At 67.1% G+C, this 24788-nt stretch carries 17 protein-coding genes; 9 read left to right on the top strand and 8 right to left on the bottom strand.

The genetic code is table 11. From position 1 onward, the window contains the following. A partial coding sequence (gene fxsT, locus Acor_RS07140) for an FxSxx-COOH system tetratricopeptide repeat protein (RefSeq protein WP_246238472.1) occupies window positions 1-1102 on the bottom strand: 1102 nt, incomplete at its 3' end. 21 nt (window positions 1103-1123) lie between these two features. Between fxsT and fxsA the strand changes: the two genes are divergently transcribed. Genes fxsA through Acor_RS07125 form a run of 3 tightly spaced genes read left to right on the top strand, consistent with a single transcriptional unit; the run spans window position 1124 to window position 4524 of the window. Further along, window positions 1124-1441 carry an FxSxx-COOH cyclophane-containing RiPP peptide gene (fxsA, locus tag Acor_RS07135; RefSeq protein WP_155335742.1) on the top strand — a complete coding sequence of 106 codons (318 nt, stop codon included), beginning with the start codon at window positions 1124-1126 and terminating at the stop codon, window positions 1439-1441. A 33-nt stretch (window positions 1442-1474) separates the two neighbouring features. Further along, on the top strand, window positions 1475-2524 hold the full coding sequence (locus Acor_RS07130; RefSeq protein WP_155335741.1) for an SIR2 family NAD-dependent protein deacylase: 1050 nt from the start codon (window positions 1475-1477) through the stop codon (window positions 2522-2524). After that, window positions 2521-4524 (top strand): nSTAND1 domain-containing NTPase, encoded by a 2004-nt coding sequence (locus Acor_RS07125; RefSeq protein WP_155335740.1) that lies wholly within the window; start codon window positions 2521-2523, stop codon window positions 4522-4524. Before Acor_RS07130 ends, Acor_RS07125 begins: the two co-directional genes overlap by 4 nt. On the opposite strand, the gene Acor_RS07120 is transcribed toward Acor_RS07125, so the two are convergent. The 4 genes from Acor_RS07120 to Acor_RS07105 all read right to left on the bottom strand — a co-directional run bounded on the left by Acor_RS07120 (window position 4521) and on the right by Acor_RS07105 (window position 9672). Further along, a complete protein-coding gene (locus Acor_RS07120) occupies window positions 4521-5768 on the bottom strand; it encodes an MFS transporter (RefSeq protein ID WP_170316819.1) in 1248 nt (415 codons plus the stop codon). The genes Acor_RS07125 and Acor_RS07120 overlap by 4 nt on opposite strands. Before the next feature lie 798 nt (window positions 5769-6566). Next, on the bottom strand, window positions 6567-7466 hold the full coding sequence (locus Acor_RS07115; protein WP_155335738.1) for a carbohydrate ABC transporter permease: 900 nt from the start codon (window positions 7464-7466) through the stop codon (window positions 6567-6569). Beyond that, window positions 7466-8371, bottom strand: coding sequence for a carbohydrate ABC transporter permease (locus tag Acor_RS07110; protein WP_155335737.1), 906 nt, complete (start codon window positions 8369-8371; stop codon window positions 7466-7468). The genes Acor_RS07115 and Acor_RS07110 overlap by 1 nt, the downstream gene beginning before the upstream one ends. Further along, complete coding sequence (locus Acor_RS07105; RefSeq protein ID WP_218034161.1) at window positions 8368-9672, bottom strand: extracellular solute-binding protein; 1305 nt, start codon at window positions 9670-9672, stop codon at window positions 8368-8370. The genes Acor_RS07110 and Acor_RS07105 overlap by 4 nt, the downstream gene beginning before the upstream one ends. Window positions 9673-10031: 359 nt before the next feature. Here Acor_RS07105 and Acor_RS07100 point away from each other — a divergent pair, with 359 nt between their 5' ends. Next, entirely contained in the window at window positions 10032-12425 is a 2394-nt protein-coding gene (locus Acor_RS07100; protein ID WP_218034160.1) for a beta-xylosidase/alpha-l-arabinosidase, read from the top strand. Continuing rightward, entirely contained in the window at window positions 12409-13428 is a 1020-nt protein-coding gene (locus Acor_RS07095; protein WP_155335735.1) for a LacI family DNA-binding transcriptional regulator, read from the top strand. Before Acor_RS07100 ends, Acor_RS07095 begins: the two co-directional genes overlap by 17 nt. On the opposite strand, the gene Acor_RS07090 is transcribed toward Acor_RS07095, so the two are convergent. Together Acor_RS07090 and Acor_RS07085 are read right to left on the bottom strand one after the other, a co-directional pair. Next, window positions 13425-13640, bottom strand: coding sequence for an EF-hand domain-containing protein (locus Acor_RS07090; RefSeq protein ID WP_155335734.1), 216 nt, complete (start codon window positions 13638-13640; stop codon window positions 13425-13427). The genes Acor_RS07095 and Acor_RS07090 overlap by 4 nt on opposite strands. A gap of 15 nt (window positions 13641-13655) precedes the next feature. After that, window positions 13656-14636, bottom strand: coding sequence for a helix-turn-helix transcriptional regulator (locus Acor_RS07085; RefSeq protein ID WP_155335733.1), 981 nt, complete (start codon window positions 14634-14636; stop codon window positions 13656-13658). Between the two features lie 43 nt (window positions 14637-14679). Here Acor_RS07085 and Acor_RS07080 point away from each other — a divergent pair, with 43 nt between their 5' ends. Next, a complete protein-coding gene (locus Acor_RS07080) occupies window positions 14680-15141 on the top strand; it encodes a hypothetical protein (RefSeq protein WP_155335732.1) in 462 nt (153 codons plus the stop codon). A gap of 225 nt (window positions 15142-15366) precedes the next feature. Further along, the gene (locus Acor_RS07075) at window positions 15367-18021 is read left to right on the top strand and encodes a glycoside hydrolase family 3 protein (RefSeq protein ID WP_155335731.1); all 2655 of its coding nucleotides are present in this window, start codon (window positions 15367-15369) and stop codon (window positions 18019-18021) included. A gap of 38 nt (window positions 18022-18059) precedes the next feature. Here Acor_RS07075 and Acor_RS07070 read toward each other — a convergent pair whose 3' ends face one another. Further along, the gene (locus Acor_RS07070) at window positions 18060-18641 is read right to left on the bottom strand and encodes a putative glycolipid-binding domain-containing protein (RefSeq protein WP_155335730.1); all 582 of its coding nucleotides are present in this window, start codon (window positions 18639-18641) and stop codon (window positions 18060-18062) included. A 219-nt stretch (window positions 18642-18860) separates the two neighbouring features. Between Acor_RS07070 and Acor_RS07065 the strand changes: the two genes are divergently transcribed. Beyond that, on the top strand, window positions 18861-20624 hold the full coding sequence (locus Acor_RS07065; RefSeq protein ID WP_170316818.1) for a cutinase family protein: 1764 nt from the start codon (window positions 18861-18863) through the stop codon (window positions 20622-20624). 253 nt (window positions 20625-20877) lie between these two features. Then, complete coding sequence (locus tag Acor_RS07060; protein WP_155335728.1) at window positions 20878-24783, top strand: CHAT domain-containing protein; 3906 nt, start codon at window positions 20878-20880, stop codon at window positions 24781-24783. Window positions 24784-24788: the final 5 nt, after the last annotated feature.

Below are 24788 nucleotides of genomic sequence, written 5' to 3'. Positions count from 1 at the left end.
CCATGAGGAGATGGACCTCGTCCCGAATACCGGTCTTCTCGCTCGGATTCAGATCATCCCGAAGAAGGGCCTGAATCAGCCGGTGAACCTGGACTGTGCGGGTCACGGTATCGCTGCGGACCAAGGCGAAGCGGCTCAGCTCCTGCCAGGTCTTGTTCAGTAGAATAGGGTCGGAAAGAATTTCGGCCAGCCGGGGCACGTTGGCCTTGTTCCCACGCCGGAAGACATCGTTCGGGATCGGTTCCGGCCCGAAGAACGCGCAACAACGCAGGATGCTGATCGCCTGCGGCAGGCGGTCCTCCAGAAATGCGACGGAGACCCGCCAGGCGGCGGTCATCGTGAGCGGATAGTCCGGTGCCCGGACCGCGCCCAGAAGCCTTGAGGCCTGTTTGTCGAGTTGCTCGATGTAATCGTTGATGGACATCGTGCCGCGGCGCTGCAGCGCGCCGACCTGCTCGAGTGCGAGTGGCAGGTCGCCCAGTTTGTCGGCGAGCCGGTCGGCGTCCTCGCGGGATACCGGACGGTCCAGTCGCTTTCTGAGGAAGTCGATGCTCTCCTCACGAGTGAACACGTCCACGGTGAGTGTCTCGAAATTGTCCTCCCAGTCGGGGTTGCGCGATGTGATCAGCACGTGCCCGGGACCGTTGGGAATAAATGGCTTGATGTGCCCGAATTCCTCGGCGTTATCGAAAATCAGCAGCCAGCGATGGAAGGGCTCGCCATCCTGGAGCGCCTTTCGGACGGCTTCGGCCGCCTCTTCCACGCCGGTGACCGACGCTGGCAGAAGACCCAGCGTGGGGGCCATCGAGGCCAGTGACGACGGCACCAGATGATATTGGTCGGCGGGAATCCACCAGATCAAGTCATAGTGTGAACGGTAGCGATGGGCATATTCGATCGCCAGGTGTGTTTTCCCCACTCCACCCCAGCCGTGTACGGCCTGTGGTTGCGGCACGACCGCCGTGACGCTGCCCATGCCCTTCCGCAGCCTGGCCAGTAGATCGTCACGCCCGGTGAAGTTTCGATTACGTGGCGGAACTTTCTCGAAGACCTCCGGTTGCCGGTCCGAAACCGAATGGGCTACTCGCGAAAGATCGGCCATCTCAGTGCCTCCGGAAATCCTGTGGAAGGTACCAGCATTCTAAGGCTTGATTCATTCTTCGTGCTGTTCAAAAATCGGGTGAGCGGAAAGAACCAGGCTTGGAACACTCATTCCAAGAGTTGGATGGCCGAAACGGGTGAATCGGCCGGTCCTGAATGGAGACGTGGTATGAGCATGAGCGAGCATGGCCCGGCCGTATTTATCGATCTATCCGATCTGCCGCTGAAGTCGATCTCTGAGCTGCCGTACAGTTCGCTCCGTGGAGTTCTGACGCGGATCCTCGAGGAACGTGGCGTGGCCATGGCGGGCTTTCAGAACTCGATTGAGGTTGCTCCCTGATTGGCCAGGGTCGCTGCGGAAGGGAGACGTCTCGTGGAGGCCCCCCTTCCTGCGGCGACGATTCGCACCATCCCGCCGCGCCGGATTCTCCACATCGACTATCGTCGTGAATCAGTACCCACTGGTGTAGGACAGCGAGTTCTCGGTTCCGGTGATGTTCGGATGAATGAGGTGGTGCTGTGTATGCACGAAATGAAGGAGGCGGACTGGGAACGGTTGATCTATCAGCTGCAGAGCGGTCACTGCACGCCCTTCGTCGGAGCGGGAGCGTCCATGGGCGTGCTGCCCTCCGGGGCGACCCTCAGCCGGAAGCTGGCCCGGCAGTGGGGCTATCCCGGGCGTGACTCCGACGAACTCCATCGGGTCACGCAGTTCGGCGGAATCAAATATGGCGACCTTATCCACGCCAAGGAGCTCGTGCGCGACGAACTGGCCACCGGAGCTCTTCCCGACTTTACCGATCCGTGCGAGCCGTATGGCCTGCTGGCCGGATTCAACCTGCCGGTCTATGTGACCACCAACTATGACGACTTCATCGCTCGCGCTCTGCTGGCCGCGGGCAAGCGGCCGAACACCGCGATCTGCCCGTGGAATGCCGGGATCGCCTTTGACGAGAAGCTGTTCAGTAGTGAAGCCGGTTGGGACCCCAAGCCGGAGACGCCGCTCGTCTACCACCTGCACGGTGCGCTGCACGACCCCGCGTCCTTCGTGCTGGCCGAAGAGGACTACCTGGAGTTTCTCCGCAATCTGGCCGCAGAGGGACTGACCGGGAACTGGCGCATGCTGCCGCCGTCCATTCAGGCCGCGCTGACCCGGCGGCCCCTGCTCTTCGTGGGCTACAGCCTCCAGGACTGGACTTTCCGGGTGCTGTTCCAGGAACTCTCGAAGTCGGTGCCCGGCATCAACCGCAGGCGGCATGTGAGCATCCAGGTGGCACCGACTCCCACGCCGTCGGGCTGGAGCATTCGGGATCTCGAGCGCCAGTTGGACTGGTACTACCGGGGGTGGGAGATCTCGGTGTTCTGGGGAGGCACCCGGGAGTTCTGCACGGAACTGCGAAGCCGGATGGTGAGCACGACATGAGCCCTCGTGGAGTCCGACGCGATCCGACTATCCAACCGTACGTAGGGCTACGGGCCTTCCGCCGGCAGGACAGCGGCAAGTTCTTCGGCCGCAACCGGGAGGCGCACGAGGTCGCCGATCTCTGGCAGGCGAACCAGGTCACCGTGCTGCACGGACCCTCCGGTGTCGGCAAGACGTCGCTGATCCAGGCGGGCGTGCTGCCCCTGCTGGATCCCACCAGGACCGATATCCTGCCGATCGGCCGGGTGTCGCACAGCTCGGCCTTCCCCTCGGCGGCGCTGCCCGCGCACAATCCGCATGTCTTCGCGCTGCTGTCGTCCTGGTCTCCGGAGGAGAGGCCGACACGGCTGGCGGGTCTGTCCCTGCGTAACTTCTTCCAGCGTCGGCCCCGCCGTCAGGACCCCTACGGTGATCCGGTGCTGACCATGGCGGCGATCGACCAGGCCGAGGAACTCTTCGGTGACTTCGCGCACCGGCAGCCCTACCGTGAATGGTTCATCGACCAACTGGTCGACGTCCTCCGCAACGATCTCGATCTACGCCTGCTCATTTCGATCCGGGACGACTACGTGACCGCGATCCTGCGCGATTCGCGGCTGGGTCGTAAGCCCAAAGGGAGCTTCGCGCTCGGCGCGCTGGAACCGCCGGCGGCCGTGCAGGCGACGGTGGGGCCGTTGCAGGGCACGGGATGCTCGTTCGTCAAGGGAGCCGCTGAACGGCTGATCGACGACTTGCGTGGCATCAGGGTGGGCGAGAACGTCGTAGCCGAATCAAAGGTGGTCGAGCCGGTCCAGTTGCAGGTCGTCTGTTCCGCCCTGTGGCGTTCCCTTCCACCGGACGTCTGGCTCATCACGAAGAAGCACGTCGGCTTGTTCGCCAATGCCGACCGCTCGCTGGTGGCCTTCGCGGACCAGGTGATCGCCGAGGTGGCGCTGGATCACTTCGACAATGACTCCGTCGGTCTGCGGTCGTGGTTGCGACGCAACTTCATCACCGCGCATGGTACGCGGGCGGCCGTCTACAGGGGCGAGACGATGACGGCCGGCGTTTCCAACACGGTGGTCCGGGCGCTGGTCGACCGCCATATCCTGAGCTTGCGTGACACCCTGGACACCGCCAGCCCGGACTGGTGCGAACTGTCGCACGAACGGCTGGTCCAGCTGATCAGGGGCGACGACGACGGATCTCTTGAGATCGAGCACCGCAGCAACGCCGAGGAATACCTGCATGCCGCCGAACTGTCCCTGCGGGACGGTGAACTGGCACTGGCTGCCAAACAGGCGACCGAGGCGCTGGCTCGGATCGGCGACAACTCCCGGCTCCGCGCGGAGATCGAATCCTTTCTGGGCAACGTCTTTTTCGGCCGGGGTGAGTTCGCCGGCGCCATCGAGCACTACCGCAGAGCCGCGGAACTGTTCGAGACCCTGGGAGCGACCGCCGCGGTGGGCCGTCTGCTGGCTGCGGTGGGCAAGTCGCGGCTGGCCCAGGGTAAGACCGGAATCGCGGTACGGGAACTCATGTCCGCGATCAGCAGGGTTCCGGATGACGTCGGCATCAGGACCGAACTGGCGTGGGCGCTCTGGTACGACGGGCATCCCGAAGGTGCCAGAGACGTCCTGAACGAGATCCTCAGCGGTGAGGGAAACGTCATCCCGGCCCTCCAGGCCAGGGCCGAGATCCTCGCCGACCTGGGAGAGGCATCGGCCGCCCTGCAGGACTTCGAGCGGATCAAGCCGCTCCAGCAGCCCTGGGTGCGCGCGGCCTACGCGCTGGCCCTCGCCATGGTGGGCCGGTTCACCGAAGCGGAGAATGAGATCGTCGCTGTCCGTGCCGAGGCTGCGGAACATGGTCCGGCACTGCTCTACGCGGCCAGGATCAGAGCTTTGCTGGGCGATGCAGAAGGGGCGGCGGAACTGGCCGGCCAGGCGAAGTCCGCGATAGCCCCCGCTTTGCCGGCACATCTCCGGAAAACGGCAGACCGATTATTGACGGTGAGTTAGGCGGGAGTGCGTACCCGGTTCTTGCTGAGAAACAGCAACCAGACTCCAAACGGCACGCAGATCGTCACCATTGTGATGGACAAGATCCGGGTCGCGACCTGGATGTTCCACGTGTCCACCAGCAGCCCGCCGACCAGGGCGGCGGCGACAACCGCCGCGTGCCCGGCGAGCCGCGACACACTCACGACCCTGGCGAGCTTGTCAGCCGCTACCTTGTCTTTCTCGTACCGCCTCATCGCGACATTGGTGGCGGCTCCCCATCCCGTGAGAAGAAGGGCGAATGCGAAGAATACGGGGTGTTGGTTCACGGCGGGGAGCATGAGAGCGAAAGTCCAGATGACCAAGTGAATAGACAATATCCATTTTTGGGATTGGGTACGCTCGGCGAGGATTGTCCCCAAAGTCCCGCCGATGCTGCCGGCGGCGAGGACTAGCCCCACAATAAGCGGGCCGACTTCAATCGAACTGGCGATAAATGCCACAATCAATGCGTTCACCATGAAATTCGTCGCTGCCGTGAGAATTACGGCTGCTCGCAGGAAGCTATGACTCCGCAGCTCCTGAAATCCCTCGACGATGGCTGCCCTAAGCTCCTTCAATCGGAATCTGCCAGTGGGCCACGCGCGGTATTCGGGCGCGACTGCACATTTCTCTTCGTACCGGGGGACCGAGCGGGAGGACAATAGCACCAGAATAGGACCGATAATGAAGGGCAGGACTTGGTTCAAGCCGAAGAGGGCACCTGCCAGCGGGCGGGCGACGAGTGCCCCGAGCTGGGTACTCCGTTCACTCGCGGCCAGCGCGGCGTCAACTTTGTCATCGTGGGCCACCAGCGGAACGAGCGCCGCCTCGGCCACCGAGTAGACGGTTGAGAGAGTGCCTTCAAGAAAAGCGGCGACCAAGATCAGTGGAAGCTGGGCAACACCGAGAGCCACCATGATCATCACTGTGATTATAATGGCCGCGCGAAAGGACTCGCCCTGGCGAATGAGAAAATGAGGGGCGACTCGGTCGGCGAGGACTCCGACCGGCAAATAGAAAAGCAGTCCGGGCACGGTCAGCATGGCCGTGGTCAAGCCGACGGCGGTCGGTGAGTGTGTGGTCGCCAACGCCAGCAGGGGATAGGTGATGACTAATGTGCGGGAGGCCACCGTAGAGGCGGTGACACCCCACCAGAGCCTGTTCAGTGAGGGTGTCTGGAGTTCTCTTGCCGGGCCTTCGATTTCGGTGATGACAGGATCCATCTGAAGAGCAGTACCGACACGTTCCGTGATTAATTGCTGGCTGGGCGTGGTCGAGTCGGCTATCGTCGAACCTCCTGACCCACCATCTGCGTGGGTGCTGTCGCGCTGTGCGACCTCCGGGTCTGCCACGGGAGGAGCGGGGAACGACAACAGAATTCCTTCCACGTCAAAGGGGCAGCCACCGCAGGCACATAGCGGACCGAAGAAACAGGTGCGGGCGCATGCCTGCGGAAATGGTCGAGCTTATCGTGATCAAGCCGAATAACGGCAGCCCCGATTGATCACGATGAATGCCTGATTCCGGGCAGCGTTCCACTGGACCCGGATTGCATTCAGTCCTCAGCACACCGTAGCGAAGCCCACCCCCCGCGGGTGCCAAGTCGGGCATAAGGCCAGCTCATCGCGTGCTGCCATAGCGGCCGCGAGAGGAGAGCGTCGAGAGTACAACACGAAGGGTCGGCGATCCTTCCTGGCACTGCGCTCAGCGGCCGTCAACTGTTGCCCCTATTTCCGACCCACATCTGCGGGCGCGGTACGCAGGCTAGCGGGAGGCCAAGCGATCCGCACGTGACCACGTCGGGGGCTTGCCCGTCGTTTCCTTTTTGCCGCGACTTGACCGGGCGGGCTCACCCGCCAATCGGTAAGTTTCGTGGCCAGTACGGCTTGTTGGAATATATCCGACTAGATTTGTCGCGCTCTGCTGCTATTTATCCTGTGGCGCATACGAGTCCTTTCCCACCATTCCTTTCAGGGGAGATAGAAGCGGCTCGGCAGCGCGGCGCTCGCTGCCGCCAATGATCATTTTCCGAAGCCCGCGGTCAGGCCGCTGAGTAGTTGGCGGCGGCCTATCGCGTACAGGACCAGGATCGGGAGGGTGGTGAGGACGACGGAGGCGAGGATCGCGGGGACGTTGACGCTGTACTGGCCCTGGAAAGCCCAGAGAGCGAGGGGCAGGGTGCGCTTCTCGGGGCTCTGGGTGAGGATCAGCGGGAGCAGGAAGCCGTTCCAGATGGTCAGCGCGTTGTAGATGGCGACCGTGACGACGGCGGGGCGGGTCAGCGGGAAGGCGAGCCGCCAGAGGGTGGCCCACTCGGTGGCGCCGTCCATCCGCATCGACTCGAAGAGTTCCTTCGGCACGTCACGGATGAAGTTGGACAGCACGAGCACGGACAGCGGGATCGCGAAAGCGATCGACGGCAGGATCATCCCCAACAAAGAGTCGTAAAGATGCAGCCTGATGATGATCAGGTAGACGGGGATGATCGTCGCCTGTAGCGGGATCGCCAGGCCCATCAGGAACAGCGAGTTCACCGAACGCAGGAACCAGCCGGTCCGGCTCCGCACGATCGCGTACGAGGCCATGAACGCGACCAGCACCGCCGGAATCACCGCACCGAGCGTGACGATGAGACTGTTCACGAAATACCCGATAAATCCGGCCTCGATCACCATCCCGTAGTTGCCGAGGGTCGGCTCGGCGGGTGGCGCGAACGGGTTCGTGATGTAGTAACTGCTCTGTTCCTTGAAGCTGGTGATCACGATCCAGTAGATCGGGACCACCACGACCACCAGCCAGAGCCACCCGGCCACCCCGGCCAGCCAGTTCCGGTGGCCGCCGACCGCGCCCGGCCGCCCGCCGGGTTTGGGCCGGTCCGGAGTGTTCTGCCGCTGCTGTTCCCGGGTCAGGGTCGTCGCCATCAGGCACCCTCCATCTGACTGTGGGTGGCGTCGCGGCCCCCGAGCCGGCGCAGGATCAGCGCCAGCACGAGACCGACCAGGACGAGGATGACGGCGATCACGCTGGCCGGGCCCATCAGGTTGGCCTGGAAGCCGCGCTTGTACATGTCCAGCGCGAGCACCCGGGTGGTGTCTCCCGGCCCGCCTTCGGTCAGTACGAAGATCAGGTCGAAGAAGGTCAGCGAGCCGACGACCATGAGGGTCGAGGAGGTGATGACCGTGTACTTGAGCTGGGGCAGCGTGATGCTGAAGAACTGGCGGACCCGTCCGGCGCCGTCCAGTTCGGCGGCTTCGTACATGGATTTGGGGATCTGCCGTACCCCGGCCTGGTAGATCAGCGAGTGGAAGGGGATGAACTGCCAGGACACCACGAAGATCACGACGCCGAAGGCGAGTTCTGGCACGCCCAGCCAGTCCTGGACGAGCAGGTCGATGCCCAGCCCGGCGCCGAGGCCGAAGTTCGGGTCCAGCAGCGCCTTGTAGGTGATGGCGATCGCCGCGGAACTCAGCAGCAGCGGGACGAAGTACACCACCGCCAGCACCGCCCGGTAGCGCTGGGAGTTCGCCAGGAACACCCCGAGCAGGAGGCTGGCCGGCGTCTGGACCGCCCAGGACAGGGCCATCACCAGGAACGTCACCCACAGCGCGTGCGGCAGCCCGGGATCGGACAGCACGGCCTGCCAGCTGGTCAGCCCCGTCACGTTGATGTCGCCGATGCCGTCCCAGGTGGTGAAACTGAGCGCCAGGACCCCGACCAGCGGGACCACCCCGAACGCGACGAAGAACACCAGGGCCGGTACGGCCAGCCACGCGAGGCCGCCGTTGCGGCTGCCTCGCGCGGTGGTCGGGGTCGCGGTCGGGCTCACTTGCCGATGACCGCGTTCATGTTCGCCGCGAACTGCTCCGGTGTGATGGACAGCTGGAACAGCTGGGAGATGTTGTCGAGCAGGATCTCCGCCGCGGTCGGGCTGAGCGCCTGGTCCCAGGACTGGCCGAAGGTCTTGGCGCCGCTGGCGATGCCGTAGACGAACTGGAGCCACTCGGCGTCCTTGGAGGAGGCCAGCAGCTTGTCCGCGCCCTGCACGATCGGGACCGAGCCGGTGTCGGTCCACTGCTTGACTTCCTCGTCGGACAGGACCGCGGTGGCGAAGAACTTCTTGGCGGTCTCCTTCTGCTCGGGAGTCGCCTTGGAGTAGATCGACAGGTACTGGCCGGGGTTGCCGACGGTGTTGCTGGGGTCGCCCTTGCCGCCGTCGACCGGCGGGAAGTTCATGTAGCCGAGGTGGCCGCCGGAGACGAAGTCGCCGCCGTCCAGGGCCATGCTGCCGTAGGTCCAGACGCCGTGCAGCATCATCGCGGCCTTGCCGGTGTACAGCAGCGCCTGGTCGGCGTTGGAGTCGGCGGTGATCGAGGAGAAGCCCTTGATGAAGCCGTCGGCCTTAACCAGGTCCTGGACCTTGGTCAGCGCGTCCAGCGCGGCGGGGTTGGACCAGGCGTCCTTCTGGGCGTCGAACACGGCCTGGAACAGCTCGGGGCCGCCGACCCGGTCGAAGAGGAACTCCAGCCACATCATGTTGGTCCAGCGGGACTGGCCGCCCAGCGAGAACGGCGCGATGCCCGCGGCGTTGAACTTGGGCACCAGGGCCATGATGTCGGACCAGGACGTGGGCGGCTCGGCGCCGATCTTCTCGAAGCAGGTCTTGTTGTAGAACAGGACGACCGGCTGGACCGCCTCGCACGGCAGGGCGTAGATCTTGCCGTCGATGGTCGCGGCGCCGAACGAGGACGGGAACAGGCGGTTCTTCACGGCCGGGTTCTGGTCCAGCCACGGGGTGAGGTCTTCGACCTGGCTGGCCTGGACGTAGGTGCGCAGGCCGCCGCCGCCCCAGCCCCAGATGATGGTGGGCGCCTGGCCGGCCCCGAGAGCAGTCTTGATCTTCGTCTTGAACGCGTCGTTCTGGAACGTGGTCGCGGTGATCTTCGCGTTCGGGTTGGCCGCGTTGAACCGGTCGACGGACGCCTTGCGGATGCCTTCCTGCGGCTGGGTGCTGAGGAACCAGTAGGTGGCCGCCCCGGAGCCGGCCGCGGCCCCGGTGGCGCCGCCGCCCGCGGGGGTCGGACCGGCGCTACCGCAGGAGGCGAGCGCGGCGCCGATGGGGACGCTCACGGCGAGGGCTAAGAAATTGCGGCGAGATGTAGTTCTGGGCTCCACGCTGATCTCCGTACTCAAGGGCCGAGGCCCGCGCTGGTGGATCGGATGCGGTGGTCTGCCGTGGTGAATCAGCACCCCCATTGCGGTTCGTTCAAGAGCCGGTCTACCGAAACATTGCGACATGACCGCGCGGCATGCAATCTAAGTTTCGGCGGAAGTCATGTCAAGGGAATTGCAGGGAGGATTCTTAACTTTGTGGTTACATATGGCTTGAACTGGTTTTTTGTACCGGATAGGGTCTGGCCCGCGGGGCGTTTCCAGGCACCGAAATATTTCGAAATTTTGCGACACAACATCACAGAGGAGAGTCGGAGATGATCGCTCCAGACCGCAGGTGGCAGGATCCGAGCCTTCCGGTGGCCGACCGGGTTGACGCGCTCCTCGACGAGATGACGCTGGCGGAGAAGGTCGCCCAGCTCGGCAGCCGCTGGGTCGGCAACGAGACGCTCGCCACCCACCAGCCCGATCCGGACGACGCCGGCACCCACAACGTCGCGCCGCTCCAGGATGTGCTGGCCGCGGCCGGGAAACTCGCCTTCGAGGAGGCCATCCGGTCCGGGCTCGGCCACCTGACCCGGGTCTACGGCAGCAGGCCGGTGACCCCCGAGGAAGGCGTCGCCGAACTGGCCCGGCTCCAGGGCGAGATCGTGCGGAACAACCGGTTCGGCATTCCGGCGCTGGTGCACGAGGAATGCCTGACCGGGTTCACCACCTTCGGCGCGACCGTCTACCCCACGGCGATCGCCTGGGGGGCCACCTTCGATCCCGGCCTGGTCGAGCGGATGGCCGCCGCGATCGGGCGGGACATGCGCGCCGTCGGCGTGCACCAGGGGTTGTCCCCAGTGCTGGACGTGGTCAGGGATTACCGGTGGGGGCGGGTGGAGGAGACCATCGGGGAGGATCCGTACCTGGTCGCGATGGTCGGCAGTGCCTACGTGCGCGGGCTGGAGAGCGTGGGGATCATCGCCACTCTCAAGCATTTCGCGGGGTATTCGGCGTCGCGGGCGGCCCGCAACCATGGGCCGGTGCCGATCGGCCGCCGCGAGCTGATGGACATGATCCTGCCGCCGTTCGAGATGGCCGTCACCCTCGGCGGCGCTCGCTCGGTGATGAACTCCTACTCCGACGTGGACGGCGTCCCGGCCGCGGTCGACTCCTGGCTGCTGACCGACCTGCTGCGGGGCGAGTGGGGGTTCACCGGGACCGTAGTCTCCGACTACTGGGCCATCGCGTTCCTGGAGACGATGCACCAGGTCGCCGCCGACAGCGACGACGCCGGCATTCAGGCGCTCCGCGCGGGCATCGACGTCGAACTCCCCGACACCCTCGGCTTCGGGCCGCACCTGGTCGACCGGGTCACCCGGGGCGAACTGCCGGAATCCCTGATCGACCGGGCGGCGCGTCGCCTGCTCACCCAGAAGGCGGAGCTCGGGCTGCTCGATCCGGACTGGCAGCCGGAGGGCCGCGGCGACGTTGAGCTGGACTCGGCCGACAACCGGGCGCTGGCGCGCGAGCTGGCCGAGAGCTCCATCATCCTGCTCGACGCCGGTACGGCCCTGCCGGTGACCGGCGCCCGGCGGATCGCCGTGGTCGGGCCTGGCGCGGACGACCCGCGTGTCTTCATGGGGTGCTACTCCTTCCCCAACCACGTCCTGCCCCGGCACCCCGACCTCGGGCTCGGCCTCGACGCGCCCAGCCTGCTCGACGGGCTGCGGGCCGAGTTCCCGGACGCCGAGATCACCCACGCGCAGGGCTGCGACGTGCGGGGCGAGGACCGTTCTGGGTTCGCCGCCGCGGTGACGACCGCGCGCGAAGCGGAGCTGTGCGTCGTGGTCGTCGGTGACCGGGCGGGCATGTTCGGGCACGGCACCTCGGGGGAGGGCTGCGACGCCGAAGACCTGCGGCTGCCCGGGGTGCAGGAGGATCTGGTGGGCGAGCTCGCCGCCACCGGCACGCCGGTCGTGGTGGTCGTGGTCTCCGGCAGGCCGTACGCGCTGGGCGTGGTGCGGCCGCAGGCCGCCGGTCTGATTCAGGCGTTCATGCCCGGAGAAGAGGGAGCTGGGGCGATCTCCCGTATAATCTCGGGTCGTGTCCAGCCCGGAGGCAAGCTGCCCGTTCAGATTCCCCGCGGGGCTGGCGGTCAGCCGGGCACGTACCTGCAGCCGCCGCTCGGAACCGACAGCCAGGGCATCAGCAACCTCGACCCGACACCGCTCTTCCCGTTCGGGTACGGAACGTCCTACACCACCTTCGAGGTCGGCGAACTGCGGATCAGTGACGTCGAGATTCCCACCGACGGCGAGTTCACCGTGGCGGTGCGGGTCCACAACACCGGCGCGCGAGCGGGCTCGGAGGTCGTGCAGCTCTACCTGCACGACGTTCTCGCCCAGGTCACCCGCCCGGTGAAGCAGCTGGCGGGCTTCGTCAGGGTCCGGCTGGAGGCCGGCGAGAGCAAGGACGTGCAGTTCCAGGTGCACGCCGATCGGACCGCCTTCACCGGGCGGGACCTGCGGCGGATCGTCGAGCCTGGAGACGTGGAGGTGCTGGTCGGCACGTCCGCGAACGACCTGCCGTGCCGCGCGGTCGTCCGGCTCACCGGTGCGGTGCGGACGGTCGGCGTCGGGCGGCGGCTGGTGACGCCGGTGGAGGTGAGTCCGGCGCTCGACCCAGCTGGGCAACGGAGGGGAACAGATGCCGGTCAGCTCTAGGAAGGCCACCCTGGCCACCGTCGCCGCCTCGGCGGGCGTGTCCGTCGCGACCGTCTCCAAGGTGCTCAACGGGCGCAGCGACGTCTCGCCGGCGACCCGCTCCCGGGTGCAGTCGCTGCTGCTGCAGCACGACTACGTCTCCTCGGCGGCCCGCCGGGCGGAGACCTCCGGGCGGGACACGGTGGAGGTGCAGTTCGACAAGGAGCTCAACGCCTACTCGACCGAGATCATCCAGGGCGCGGTGGAGGCGGGGGCGGCGCTCGGCGTGGGTGTCGTCATCAGCATCCGGCAGCAGTCGGACCGGCCGGCCGCGTGGGCGAGCGACCTGCTCGCCGCCGGACGGCGGGCACTGATCGCGGTGACCAGCGAGCTGACCCCGGGGCACCTGACGGCGTTGTCCCGGGCCCGGCTGCCGCTGGTCATGATCGATCCGCTGAACCTGCCCCGGGCGCGGGTGACCAGCATCGGTTCGACCAACTTCGCGGGCGGGCTGGCGGCGACGCAGCACCTGCTGTCGCTGGGGCATCGGCGGATCGCCTACATCGGCGGGCACGCGACCGCCGCCTGCCATCAGGCGCGGATGCACGGCTACCGGGCCGCGATGGAGGCGGAGGGCGCGCCGGTGCTGCCGGGGTACGTGCAGACCGGGCACTTCCGCTACCACGACGGAGTGGTGGGGGGCGCGGCCCTGCTGGACCTGCCGGAACCCCCGACCGCGATCTTCGCCGGGAACGACGCGACGGCGCTCGGGATCATCGAGGCCGCCCGCGCGCGGGCGCTGCGCATCCCCGCGGACCTCAGCATCGTCGGCTTCGACGACACGCAGATCGCGCCGACGGCCTCGCCGCCGCTGACCACCGTCCGGCAGCCATTGCGGGAGATGGGCGGGGTGGCGCTGCGGACCGGGCTGCGGCTGGCGGCCGGGGAGAAGATCGACTCACATCATGTCGAGCTCGCCACCGCGCTGGTGGTGCGCGGGTCGACGGCCTCCGTCGGGCCCTAGTTCGGGCCGGCCAGCCGGACGTACTCCTCGAAGGAGAAGCGGCCATCGGAGTCCACGTCGGCGCGGCTCAGCGCGCCGATTGCCTCGGGTGGCAGGTTGGGGAAGTGATCGAGCAGCTCCGTCTCGGTGACGTAGCCGTCGCCGTCGCTGTCGATCGAGTCGAATCCGCGCCGGAGGGCGCTCAGCTGTTCTTGGTCGAGCTCGTCTGCCACGGTTTGCCCCTTCTGTCAGCGTTCCCCACGATATAGGGCGGCGAGCGCTGTCGCGGTCGTGGCCAGTTTGGTGCGGAGTGTCCGGGGTTCGAGGACCTCGCATTCGGCGCCGAGCCGGAGGAACTCGCCGTGGGCGTGGGTCAGGGATTCGATCGGCACGGTCGCCGTGATCCAGCCCTGGGCGTCGGGAGGTGACGCGGTCCCGGTCACGGCGTTGATCGTCTGGGCGCCCATGGTCTCGGTGAGGCGCTCGCGGCCGGCGGGCGACAGGCGTATCACGGCGTGATCCTGGATGAGGCGGGAGCGGAACTCGGTCAGGTGGGTGCGCCAGTGGGCGGCCAGGTCGAAGGCGTCCGGGCGGGTGAACGGTTCGTCCGTCACCTGGAGGTTCAGGATCTGGCCGACCCGGTAGGTGCGCAGGGCGTTCTCGCAGCTGGCCACCAGGTACCACTTGCCGGCTTTGAGTACCAGCCCGTACGGCTCCAGCGTGCGCTGGACCTCGCGGGGCTCGCGCCAGCGATGGTAGAGCACGTGGATGACGCGCTTGTTCCAGACCGCGCCGGCGACGGCCGGGAGGTGCGGGACCTGGTCGCCGTCGTGGTACCAGCCGGGGGCGTCCAGGTGGAAGTGCTCGCGGATGCGGCGGGAGCCCTCGCGCAGGGCGGGCGGCAGGGCGGCCTCGATCTTGAGTTCGGCGGTCGCGGCCAGGGCACCCAGGCCGAGTTCGGCGGCGGGGCCCGGCAGCCCGGCCAGGAACAGGGCCTGGGCCTCCTGCTCGGTCAGGCCGGTCAGCCGGGTACGGAAGCCGTCGAGCAGCTGGTAGCCGCCCTGGTGGCCGGCCTCGCCGTACAGCGGGATGCCGGCGGTGTGGAGGGAGTCCACGTCGCGGTAGATGGTGCGGACGCTGACTTCGAGCTCGTCGGCGAGCTGCTGGGCGGTCAGTCGGCCGCGGGCCTGGAGCAGGAGCAGGACCGAAAGCAGCCGAGAAGCTCGCATCCACTGACAATACGTGTCAGTGGAGGCCCCCTATGGTCTGATCATGGCACTCAGCGAGAACAACTTCGATTTCCTGGTCGGCACCTGGGACGTGGCCAACCGCAAGCTGCGCGAGCGCGGCGTCGGCTGCGAGGACTGGGACGACATCCCCGCCACCACCGAGGTGCGGAGCTTCTTCGACGGCGGCGGCAACTTCGACGAGATCGTCTTCCCGGGTTCCCGGGGCGCGACCGTGCGGCTCTACGACGCCAAGACGGATCTGTGGTCGCTGCACTGGATGGTGAACGAGGGCGGCATGGACCCGGTCCCGTGCGTGGGCCGGTTCGAGGACGACGGGGTCGGCCGCTTCTACGCCGACGAGATCCTGGAGGGCCGCCCGACCCGGGTGCGGTTCATCTGGTCCGCGATCACGCTGGTCTCCTGCCGGTGGGAGCAGGCCTTCTCGTACGACGCCGGCGAGACCTGGGAGACCAACTGGTTCATGGACTTCACCCGGACCAGCTGAACCCGGACCAGCTGAGACGCCGTAAGAGCGCTCTCTCACTTCCATGGCGTCTAGCGCTCTGACATGCACTAACCCGAAAATAAAGCCACTGCCTTGGGAAGCATGGTTGGGCAACGTCGTTACCTATGGCGAGAGAGCGCTCTTGTGAGGTTATTGACTCAGCACCGTAACCCGGTCAGGATTCGGCGTGTCGGCTGCCGTCTCCGGACCGAGAACGGATTCTCTATGAGCAGACCTCCAGCCCGGCGGGCCCGCGTTTGCGCGATCCTGGCCGGGTTCGCCCTCCTGACCGGGGGACTCGTCCCCAGCGCGAACGCCGACAGCGGCAAGAAACCCGGCAGGCAACCGGAGATCGGGCAACCGGCCACCGACCACGGCTGCGCCCGGATCGAGAAGCGCCTGCCTGCGCTCGCCGAGTGGCCGAAGGTCAACAGCAGGATCACCCGCGACCGCGACGACGAGAAGCGGGTCGCCAAGATCCTCGCCGGGATGACGCTGGCCGAGAAGGTCGGCCAGATGACCCAGCCGGAGATCGCCGCCATCACCCCCGACGAGGTCCGCCAGTACGGCATCGGCTCGGTGCTCAACGGCGGCGGCTCCTGGCCCAACCGGGACAAACACGCCGCTCCGCAGGCCTGGCTCACCCTCGCCGACCAGTACTGGCAGGCGTCGGTCAGCACCCGCACCAAGATCCCGGTGATCTGGGGTATCGACGCCGTGCACGGCAACAACAACGTGTTCGGCGCGACGATCTTCCCGCACAACATCGGCCTCGGCGCCGCCCAGGACCCCTGCCTGCTCCGCGACATCGGCGAAGCCACCGCCGAGCAGATCCGCGCCACCGGCCAGGACTGGGCCTTCTCGCCGACCCTCGCCGTGGTCCGCGACGACCGCTGGGGCCGAACCTACGAGGGCTTCTCCGAAGACCCCCGGATCACCCGCGCGTACGGCTACGAGATCGTCCGCGGCCTGCAGGGCGGCAACTCCGACCGGCTCGGCAGCAAGGGCGTCATCGCCACCGCCAAACACTTCATCGGCGACGGCGGCACCCTGAAGGGCGCCGACCAGGGCGTCAACCCGTCCTCCGAGGCGGAGATGATCAACCTGCACGGCCAGGGCTACTACGGCGCGCTCGCCGCCGGCGCCCAGAGCGTGATGGTCTCCTTCAACAGCTGGACCAACGCCGACCTCGGCATCAACGAGGGCAAACTGCACGGCAGCGAGCTGGCCATCAACCAGATCCTGAAGAAGAAGATCGGCTTCGACGGGGTCGTCGTCTCCGACTGGAACGGCATCGGCCAGGTCGCCGGCTGCACCAACGCCAGCTGCGCGCGGGCCGTCAACGCCGGCATCGACGTGATCATGGTGCCGAACGAGTGGAAGGCGTTCATCGCCAACACGATCGCGCAGGTCGAGTCGGGCGAGATCCCGATGGCGCGGATCGACGACGCGGTCACCCGGATCCTGCGGGTGAAGCTGCGGGCCGGTCTGTTCAGCGCGCCCAAGCCGTCCGCCCGCCCGCTGGCCGGGTCGGCCGACGCGCTGGAGGCCAAGCGGCTGTCCCGCGAAGCCGTACGGAAATCGCAGGTTCTGCTGAAGAACAAGGGTAAGGTCCTGCCGCTCGACTCGCGGGCCAAGGTCCTGGTGGTCGGCAAGAGCGCCGACAGCCTGCAGAACCAGACCGGCGGCTGGTCGCTGACCTGGCAGGGGACCGGCAACAGCAACGCCGACTTCCCGAACGGCACGACCATCCTCGGCGGCCTGCGCGAGGCGCTCGGCGCGGCCGACGTCACCTTCAGCGAGACCGCCGACGGCGTCGACCCGGCCGGCTTCGACGCCGTGATCGCCGTGATCGGCGAGACGCCGTACGCGGAGGGCGTCGGCGACCTGACCCGGCGCACCCTGGAAGCCGCCAAGCTCTACCCCGGCGACCTGGCCGTCCTGGACAAGGTCACCGGCAAGGGCGCCCCCGTCGTCACCGTGTACGTCACCGGCCGCCCGCTCTACGTCAACAAGGAGCTCAACCGCTCCGACGCGTTCGTGGTCGCCTGGCTCCCCGGCACCGAAGGCGGCGGCGTCGCCGACCTGCTCGTCGAGGACCGGCACCGGCACGGCGACGGCTACACCGGCAAACTGTCCTACTCCTGGCCGAAGAGCGCCTGCCAGACCCCGCTAAACCCGGGCGACGAGGGTTACGACCCGCTCTTCCCGCTCGGGTACGGCCTGCGGAACGGCCAGACCGGCAACGTCGGGACGCTGGACGAGACCTCGCCCGAGTTCCCGTGCGGCCAGACCGGCGGCGGCGGAACCGCGACCGAGGATCTGGAACTCTTCAACCGGACCGACATCGCGCCTTACCGCAGTTTCATCGGCTCGCCCGAGAACTGGGGCGGCACTGAGATCGGTCCCGACGCGACGGCCGCGCACGCTGAGATCAACGTGGTGCCGTCCGACGTGAACGTGCAGGGCGACGCGCTCAAGTCGACCTGGACCGGGGTCGGGCCCGGCCAGATCTACCTCCAGAACCCCGCCGGAGGCACCGACCTGCGCGGTTACCTGAACGCCCAGTCGGCGCTGGTCTTCGACACGATCGTGCACCAGGCTCCGGCGGCGCGGACGGTGATCAGCCTGCACTGCGTCTACCCCTGCTTCTCCGAGGTGGTCGCGACCTCGCTGTTCCAGGGCCTGCCGGCGGGGACCAAGGCCACGGTCAAGATTCCGATCGCGTGCTTCGCGGCGACCGGACTCGACATGGAGAACGTCAACACGACGTTCCTCGTCTACACCGAGGGCGCGTTCTCGGCCTCCTTCGCGAACGTGCGCTGGGTGCCGCAGGCGGCCAACGATCCGGACACGTTGGCGTGCGGTGATCTGACGTAGCGGGTGTGGCCGGTCGTGCCTGGCACGACCGGCCATTCTCATTGGGCGCGTACCGCGATTCCGGGGTAGTCGAGGACGAGTCCCGACTCGTCGTAGACCAGCGGGCACGCGAAGTCGAAAGCGGGCGAGGCGTAGTCGAAGCGCTGGTGAGAGCCCTCGTCGAGGACGCGCTCGTAGGTCTGCTCCAGCCGCTCCACGGTGAGATCCACGGCCCGGACGTACGCGGCGGGAGCATCAGCCCGGCGGCCCACCGCCAGCCGCATCCGATGCACCGGCAGCGTGTTCGTCATCGCCGACGACTCCAGATCCACATCGAAACAGCCGTCCAGGTGCGGCGGGGCCTCACCGTCGACCAGCCAGCGGCCCGCGCCGTCGGAGGCGAGGAACGTCTCACACGCTCCGACGGGCGACCGCCCCCACACCCGCGCGGTCCGCGTCATCCAGCCCGCGTCCAACCGGATGTCGTATCCCACCATCCAAGAGACGCCGTCTTCCACGGCGGTCGTCCAGCCTTCGGCCCGCCAGCCGTCGTCGATGGCTTCGAAGTAGGTCACCTCGAAGCCGGACCGGGCGTCTTTGTGGAGCCAGGAGGCACTCGTGGGCAGGGTCGAGAAGGACATGGATCACCATCCCGGGCGGCGGAGAGACTACGCAACATTCTCCACGCGAGGAGGGCATGGCCTGTCGCCCATCGAGCACGAGCTGCTGCTCATGATCACTCGCGTCTGATATGTACGACTTTGCTCGACTCCTGCGAAAACGATACCCACCTGGGTGGCAGCCGGGATCTCATGAGCGCCGGGAATCGCATTCCACTGGCTCAAGCAGGAGAACCCACCATGAAAAGCCACGCCGTACGCGGCGTCCAGAGAATCGCACCCGCCATCCGCCTCGCGGTATGCACCGCGCTGACCGTTGCCCTGGCCGTTCCCGCCATACCGGCACTTGCCGCGGCGGCTCCTCCCGACTGCCCGACCGTGCATGTCTTCGCTGCCCGCGGTTCTGGTGAATCGGCGGGCATGGGCAAGGCTGTCAAAACGACCTACGACAAGTTCCGAACGCTGATGAAACGCAAGAAGGTCACCGTCGACTACGAGGCACTGCGGTACCCAGCCGTCCCGATCTGGGACCCGACGATGCCGGCCAGCGTCGCTCTCGGAGCGGCGGAGCTGGTGATCAGAGTTGAGCAGCAGGCCGCCGCCTGCCCGGAACAGGAGTTCGTCCTCGCGGGCTACAGCCAGGGAGCCTGGGTGATCCACTCGGCGCTGCCGCTCCTGAAGGACCGGAACGCGGGCCGGATCTCCGCGCTGCTGTTATACGCTGACCCGCTCTTCCACCTCAAGGACAAGTTCGCCTACCCCAAAGGCGCGGGTGGCAGCGAGGACACCCGCAAATACAAGGGCCTGCTCAATCGCCTGTATGACCTGAAGACCGCCCGGCTGCCCTCCTGGGTGGCGCCGGCGAGGACCTACTGCCGGGAGGGCGACGTGATCTGCAGTCGCTCCACCGGAAAGGCGGCCGACTGCGCGAAGGACCTCTTCGACCCGAAACAGATCTGGTCGGTACGGAATCTCGGTGACCTGGAAAAGATCTGGAAGAACTGCCCCTACTTCAAACACACCAACTACCACGACTTCGCCGCCGCCGACGCGGCCTGGCTGGCCGGGTTGTTCGACGAAGACTCGGGGGTGACCTACGACGAGAAGATCAGGGTGACGCCGCAGAAGGGCGTCCCGGGCTCGTGGGTCACGGTCACCGGGAGGGGATGGCGAGAGCACGGCCAGCGCGGCATGCGGGTTCCGATCGGCCTCAACCCGTCCGCCCACACGCTCGTCCAGGCGACGCCGGACGACAACGGCCGATTCAAGGTGGCGATGCGAATCCCCGCCTCGGCCGATACCGGGCCGACCACGGTGTGGGCCCTGCTCGGCAACGGCTCCTCGGTGCGCACGCCGTTCACGGTCACCGAGAAACCGGCGCCGCCGAAGCCGAAGAAGCCCGATCTCGCCCCGTCCCAGCCGTATGACCTGCGGCGCGACCCGATCTGCGCCGGCAAGTCGCCCACCTTCCGAGTGGACATCGCGAACAAGGGGGGAGCGGCGAGCGGCTTCTTCGGCATCCGCTGGATCGTGGACGGCGATATCACCTTCGACGGCGGGCACCACAGCATCGCGGCGGGTGCGACCGACACCCACGATCACATCTGGCGAGACATCACCCCAGGCCGCCACTCGCTGACCTTCACGGCCGACTTCGGCAAGCTGATCGGCGAATCCAACGAGGACAACAACACCCGGACCGTCGAATTCACCGTCCGCGCGTGTGGCGACGGTTCGGGTGGCGAGCCCGCTCCGGGAGTGCCGACCGCACCGTCGAACGCCCACTTCGACCCCCACACCGGTGTGCTGATGTGGAACGACAATTCCAGCAACGAGCAGGGCTTCCGCGTCTACCAGAACACGACGCTGCGGGCCACGCTGCCCGAGGACACCACCCAGTGGGGTGGCGGTGCGATTCTGCAGTGCACGGACACGATCCGGATCACGGCGTACAACGCCGCCGGAGAGTCGGCGGCCAGCAGCACCGGCGTGCCGTGCAGGTGAATGCGGGTGCCTGGTTCTAGCGGACACCGGGGTGATGGTCGTATGGCCCTCACCCCGTGTTACGCTGCGATCACGAGACCCGGATGCGCGAATCCCGTGCGGGGGCGGGCTCGTGATCGGCTCAGGGCGGTTCTCGGTGGGTACGTGACGCCTCGAGGAGCTGTTGATGCCGCGCCCTGTCCGGTCCATCACCTCAGCGAATCAGCCGTCGAATCACGCTGCCGTATGCACCTGACTGTTGGGAGTGCCGGACATGATCGACAACGACCTGCCAGAACTGGTCCGGCGATTTCTTCAGGCCGATTCGCCGCAGGAGAACATGCGCCTCATCGACCGGCATCCTCGGTTGTTGACCAGCGCGGCGATCGAGGAGATCGACCGCATCATCCCGCTGGCCCGTCAGCACAACGAAGGCGTCGCCAAACATTTCGAGATGCTCCGCCGCCTGCTCCAGCGATGCGAGGAAGTCGGCGTCCAAGTGGCCTTCGCCGAGTTCGAAGCGGCGGATGACCCGCTGCTGGCGCTGGCGCTGGAGTTCATCAACGCCGACACCTGGACGGACTGCCGAGCGATCCTGGAAGCCGATCCTCGGCTGGTGGACTTCCTGCTGGGACCGATGGAGGTCAATCTCGCCGCCAATATCGCCCAAGGGCTGATCAGCATGGCCGAGATGCATGTGGTCACGCTGCACCTGCTCCGCCGGTGCCAGGAGATCGGTGTCGGCCCCGCACTGACCGAACTGATCGAAGCCCAAGGGCATCCGGAGCGTACGTTCACGCCGACCAGCGACTTCGCCGACGACGTGTTCGCGGCCCTGGTCAAGCTCGAACTCTCCGATGAGGCGCGGGTCACCGCCGATTCGGTGGCCGAGGTGATCCGGTTCGCCCTCGTGGTGGCCGACTTCGTCGCCTCGCCTGACCGGCCGACCGCCGAGGGGCTGATCAGGGCCAACCCGGAGCTTCGGACGCCGCGGACCATTACCCTCCTCGGACACCTGGCCGAGACCGCGGACGAAGCGATAGCGATCCTGCTACGAAAATGTCAATGGTTCTTGGAACGTTTCAATCCCGAGGACGATCAGCGACGGCCGACGCCCGTGCGTACCGAGCACCTTCCCGACCCGAAACCGGACATTCCGGCAGAGTTCGCGTCCGATTTCCACGCTGCGATGGAGACCGACCGGGAGGCGCGGACTCCGGACGAGACCTGGGCGGTCATCGACGTTGCCATTGCCAAGTGGACGGCTTTGATCGACCGCCCCGATTTCGTGGAAGCGAATTCATCGTTTCGCTGGCTGGTCCACAACCAGGCGGCCATCGCGCACGCGCGCAAGGACCAGCTGACCGACGACCTGGCCAATCTGGACGGCCTGATCCGCTGCTGGACCGAGGTCGTCCAGCTGGGGTTCGGGGTGTACTCCGGAATGGACGGCTATCTCGTCAACCTCGCGACGGCCTGCCTGAAACGGTACGAAATCGGCGACGCCGACGTCGCAGACCTGGAGCAGGCCATCGCGCTCTTCCTCCGCTTGGAGGAGGCGGAGCGGCTGACCGAACCCGACTGGCTGGCGGGCTTCGCCGGAGCGCTGAACCGGCGAGGCGAGCGGTTGCGCGCGCTCGCGGACCCGACCGCGGCGATCGAGCACGCCAGCAGGGCCATCGCGATAGCCGAAGAGCGGGACGTCGCTGTGGAGCCGTGGTTCCACGGCAATCTCTCGACCTCGCACTGGCAGGTGTTCGAACTCACGGGAGACCCCACCCACCTCGACGCGGCGGTCCGGCAGGGACGTCTGGCCGTGGCCGCGGCGCCGCCCGGTCACCCGAAGCGGTTCCAGTACCAGGCCGCCCTCGCCAACGCGCTCGGGACCAGATACGAACGGTACGGCCAGCTCAGCGATGTGGACGAGGCGATCGACGCGGGCCGGGAGGCACTCGACGCGTACACGAAGGCGATGCCCGGCCGCTGGACGAACATGAGCGTCGCCGACAATCCCCAGGTGTTCCGCGAGATCGGTATCGCGACCGATCTCGGTCAGGTCTTTCCCCCGCTGCCCGGCCGGTCGGAACTGCATCACGTCCTGCCCGGCCTGCTGTCCAACCTGGCCACCGATCTCTCCGCCCGGTTCCGCGACACGGAGAACACGGCGGACATCGAGGAGGCGATAACCAGGCTCCGGGCCGCGGTGGCCGCGACCCCGCCCGATCACGCCGACCGTCCCAAGTGCCTGAACAGCCTCAGCGCCGCTCACCTCGCCCGGTACCGGCACTCCGTGCGAACCGACCTGGACGAGGCCGTCCGGATCGGATCCCTTGCGTTGGAGGCGACCCGTCCGGGCCATCCGTGGCGAGGCGTCACGTTGTCCACCCTCAAACACGCGCTTGTGGACCGGTTCGAGCTGTCCGGTGATCCGGCCGATCGGAAGAACGCGATCGATATGGCGCGCCTGGCCCTGGAAGCGACCCCGGACGGTCCTGACCGGGCGTTCTCTCTCATGCACCTCGGCGACGCCTTGGACCGCTCCGACCGGGTACGGCCCGAGCGGCAGCTGTGGCAGTCCCCGCTCGAGGCCAGGCAGCGCTGGGAGGAGGTGCTGACGATCCCGAACGCGGCGCCCAAGGCGCGTGCCCTGGCCAGCCGGGTACTCGGCCACCAGTTGCTGATCGCCGGAAAAGCCGTCCCAGCACTGGCACACTTCGCCCGGGCGATCGGCCTGCTTCCCGCACTGGCGTGGAAGGGACTGGACCGTGAAGCGCAGGAGAGCCAGCTGACCACCTGGGCCGGTCTGGCGGGTGAGGCGGCCTCCTGCGCCCTGTCCGCCGAGCAACCGGAACGTGCCATCGAGCTGCTCGAGCACGGCCGGTCGGTCCTGTGGGCGCAGACCTTGGAGGTCAGGACCGAACTGACGGAGCTGGGGACCTCAGACGACCCTCGGGCCGCCGAGCTCGCCGGGCGGATCCACCGGCTCCGCGTCGATTTCGAGAATGGCGACGGTCTGGGAAACAACTCCGGGTCGGCCGGATCCGATTGGCGAATCGCCTGGGCGCGGGAGTGGGACGCGGCCATGGCGGAGGCCCGTGCGCTCGTCCGCTCCCGTACTGCGGCCGAATTGGCCGCCACGGCCGACGACGAGGCGATCATCGTCGTCAACATCAGCCAGCACCGCTGCGATGGCATCCTGCTGCACGGAGGACAGGTGACGCCCCTTCCACTCACCGTGACGCTCGAAGAGATCGGCCGCCGGGTGGGCCAGCATCTCCGGATGGTGTGGGAGTACGAGAGCGGTGCGATCGACGGCGTCGCCTTCCAGCGAGAGCTGTCTCCCCTGCTCGAATGGTTGTGGGAAGCGATCACCGGCCCGTGCCTGGCCGCGCTGGGGATCACCGGCGCGGGCCGTTCCCGGGTCTGGTGGTGCCCCACCGGGGCGCTCGTCGGCCTGCCCCTGCATGCCGCCGGGTATCACGACACAAGTGGCCGGAGCGTGCTCGACCGGACGATCTCCTCGTACACCTCCACCGTAGGTGCCCTGTCGCGGGCCAAGTCCGGCGGCCTGGCCAAGGGGGATCGGCGGCTGCTCACCGTGGGCGTACCCCTGAGCCCCCAGACTCCTCCGCTGCGGTTCGCGCAGCACGAGGTGAACACCGTCATCCGACGGGTCGGCCGGGAACACACCGATCTGCTCTACGGCGAGGTCGCGACCCGCGACGACGTCGCAGCCGCGCTCAAGGACCACGCCTGGGCACACTTCGCCTGCCACGGCAGCCAGGACCCGCACCGGCCCGCCCGCGGTGCGCTGCATCTCGCGGACGGGCCGCTGACCGTGGTGGACATCGCGGACCTCAAGCTCCAGCACGCCGAGTTGGCCTACCTGTCCGCCTGCCAGTCCGCTGTGGGCGGGGTGCGGCTACCCGATGAGTCCATTCACCTGGCCGGAGCGCTCCAACTGGCCGGATACCGGCATGTCATCGCCACACTCTGGTCGATTCAGGAGACCCACGCCGTCGAGATGGCCGATCACACCTACCGGAATCTGGCCCGTGGATCAGCGGGGCTGGACGTCACCCGGGCGGCGGAAGCCGTACGCGACGCCACCACGGCGATACGGGCCGATCATCCTCATTCGCCCGGTGTCTGGGTTCCTTATGTCCACTTCGGGCCGTAAGGGGG

This window comes from Acrocarpospora corrugata (assembly GCF_009687845.1).
Taxonomy (GTDB): Bacteria; Actinomycetota; Actinomycetes; order Streptosporangiales; family Streptosporangiaceae; genus Acrocarpospora; species Acrocarpospora corrugata.
This window is presented reverse-complemented; position numbering and strand designations above follow the sequence as displayed.

Excerpts from the sequence above, each read along its gene's own strand:
- Acor_RS07100 (WP_218034160.1), top strand. The coding sequence starts at position 10,032 with ATGATCGCTCCAGACCGCAGGTGGCAGGATCCGAGCCTTCCGGTGGCC.
- Acor_RS07070 (WP_155335730.1), bottom strand. The coding sequence starts at position 18,641 with ATGTCCTTCTCGACCCTGCCCACGAGTGCCTCCTGGCTCCACAAAGAC.
- Acor_RS07125 (WP_155335740.1), top strand. The coding sequence starts at position 2,521 with ATGAGCCCTCGTGGAGTCCGACGCGATCCGACTATCCAACCGTACGTA.
- Acor_RS07095 (WP_155335735.1), top strand. The coding sequence starts at position 12,409 with ATGCCGGTCAGCTCTAGGAAGGCCACCCTGGCCACCGTCGCCGCCTCG.
- Acor_RS07120 (WP_170316819.1), bottom strand. The coding sequence starts at position 5,768 with ATGGATCCTGTCATCACCGAAATCGAAGGCCCGGCAAGAGAACTCCAG.
- Acor_RS07060 (WP_155335728.1), top strand. The coding sequence starts at position 20,878 with ATGATCGACAACGACCTGCCAGAACTGGTCCGGCGATTTCTTCAGGCC.
- Acor_RS07065 (WP_170316818.1), top strand. The coding sequence starts at position 18,861 with ATGAAAAGCCACGCCGTACGCGGCGTCCAGAGAATCGCACCCGCCATC.
- Acor_RS07115 (WP_155335738.1), bottom strand. The coding sequence starts at position 7,466 with ATGGCGACGACCCTGACCCGGGAACAGCAGCGGCAGAACACTCCGGAC.
- Acor_RS07085 (WP_155335733.1), bottom strand. The coding sequence starts at position 14,636 with ATGCGAGCTTCTCGGCTGCTTTCGGTCCTGCTCCTGCTCCAGGCCCGC.
- Acor_RS07075 (WP_155335731.1), top strand. The coding sequence starts at position 15,367 with ATGAGCAGACCTCCAGCCCGGCGGGCCCGCGTTTGCGCGATCCTGGCC.
- Acor_RS07080 (WP_155335732.1), top strand. The coding sequence starts at position 14,680 with ATGGCACTCAGCGAGAACAACTTCGATTTCCTGGTCGGCACCTGGGAC.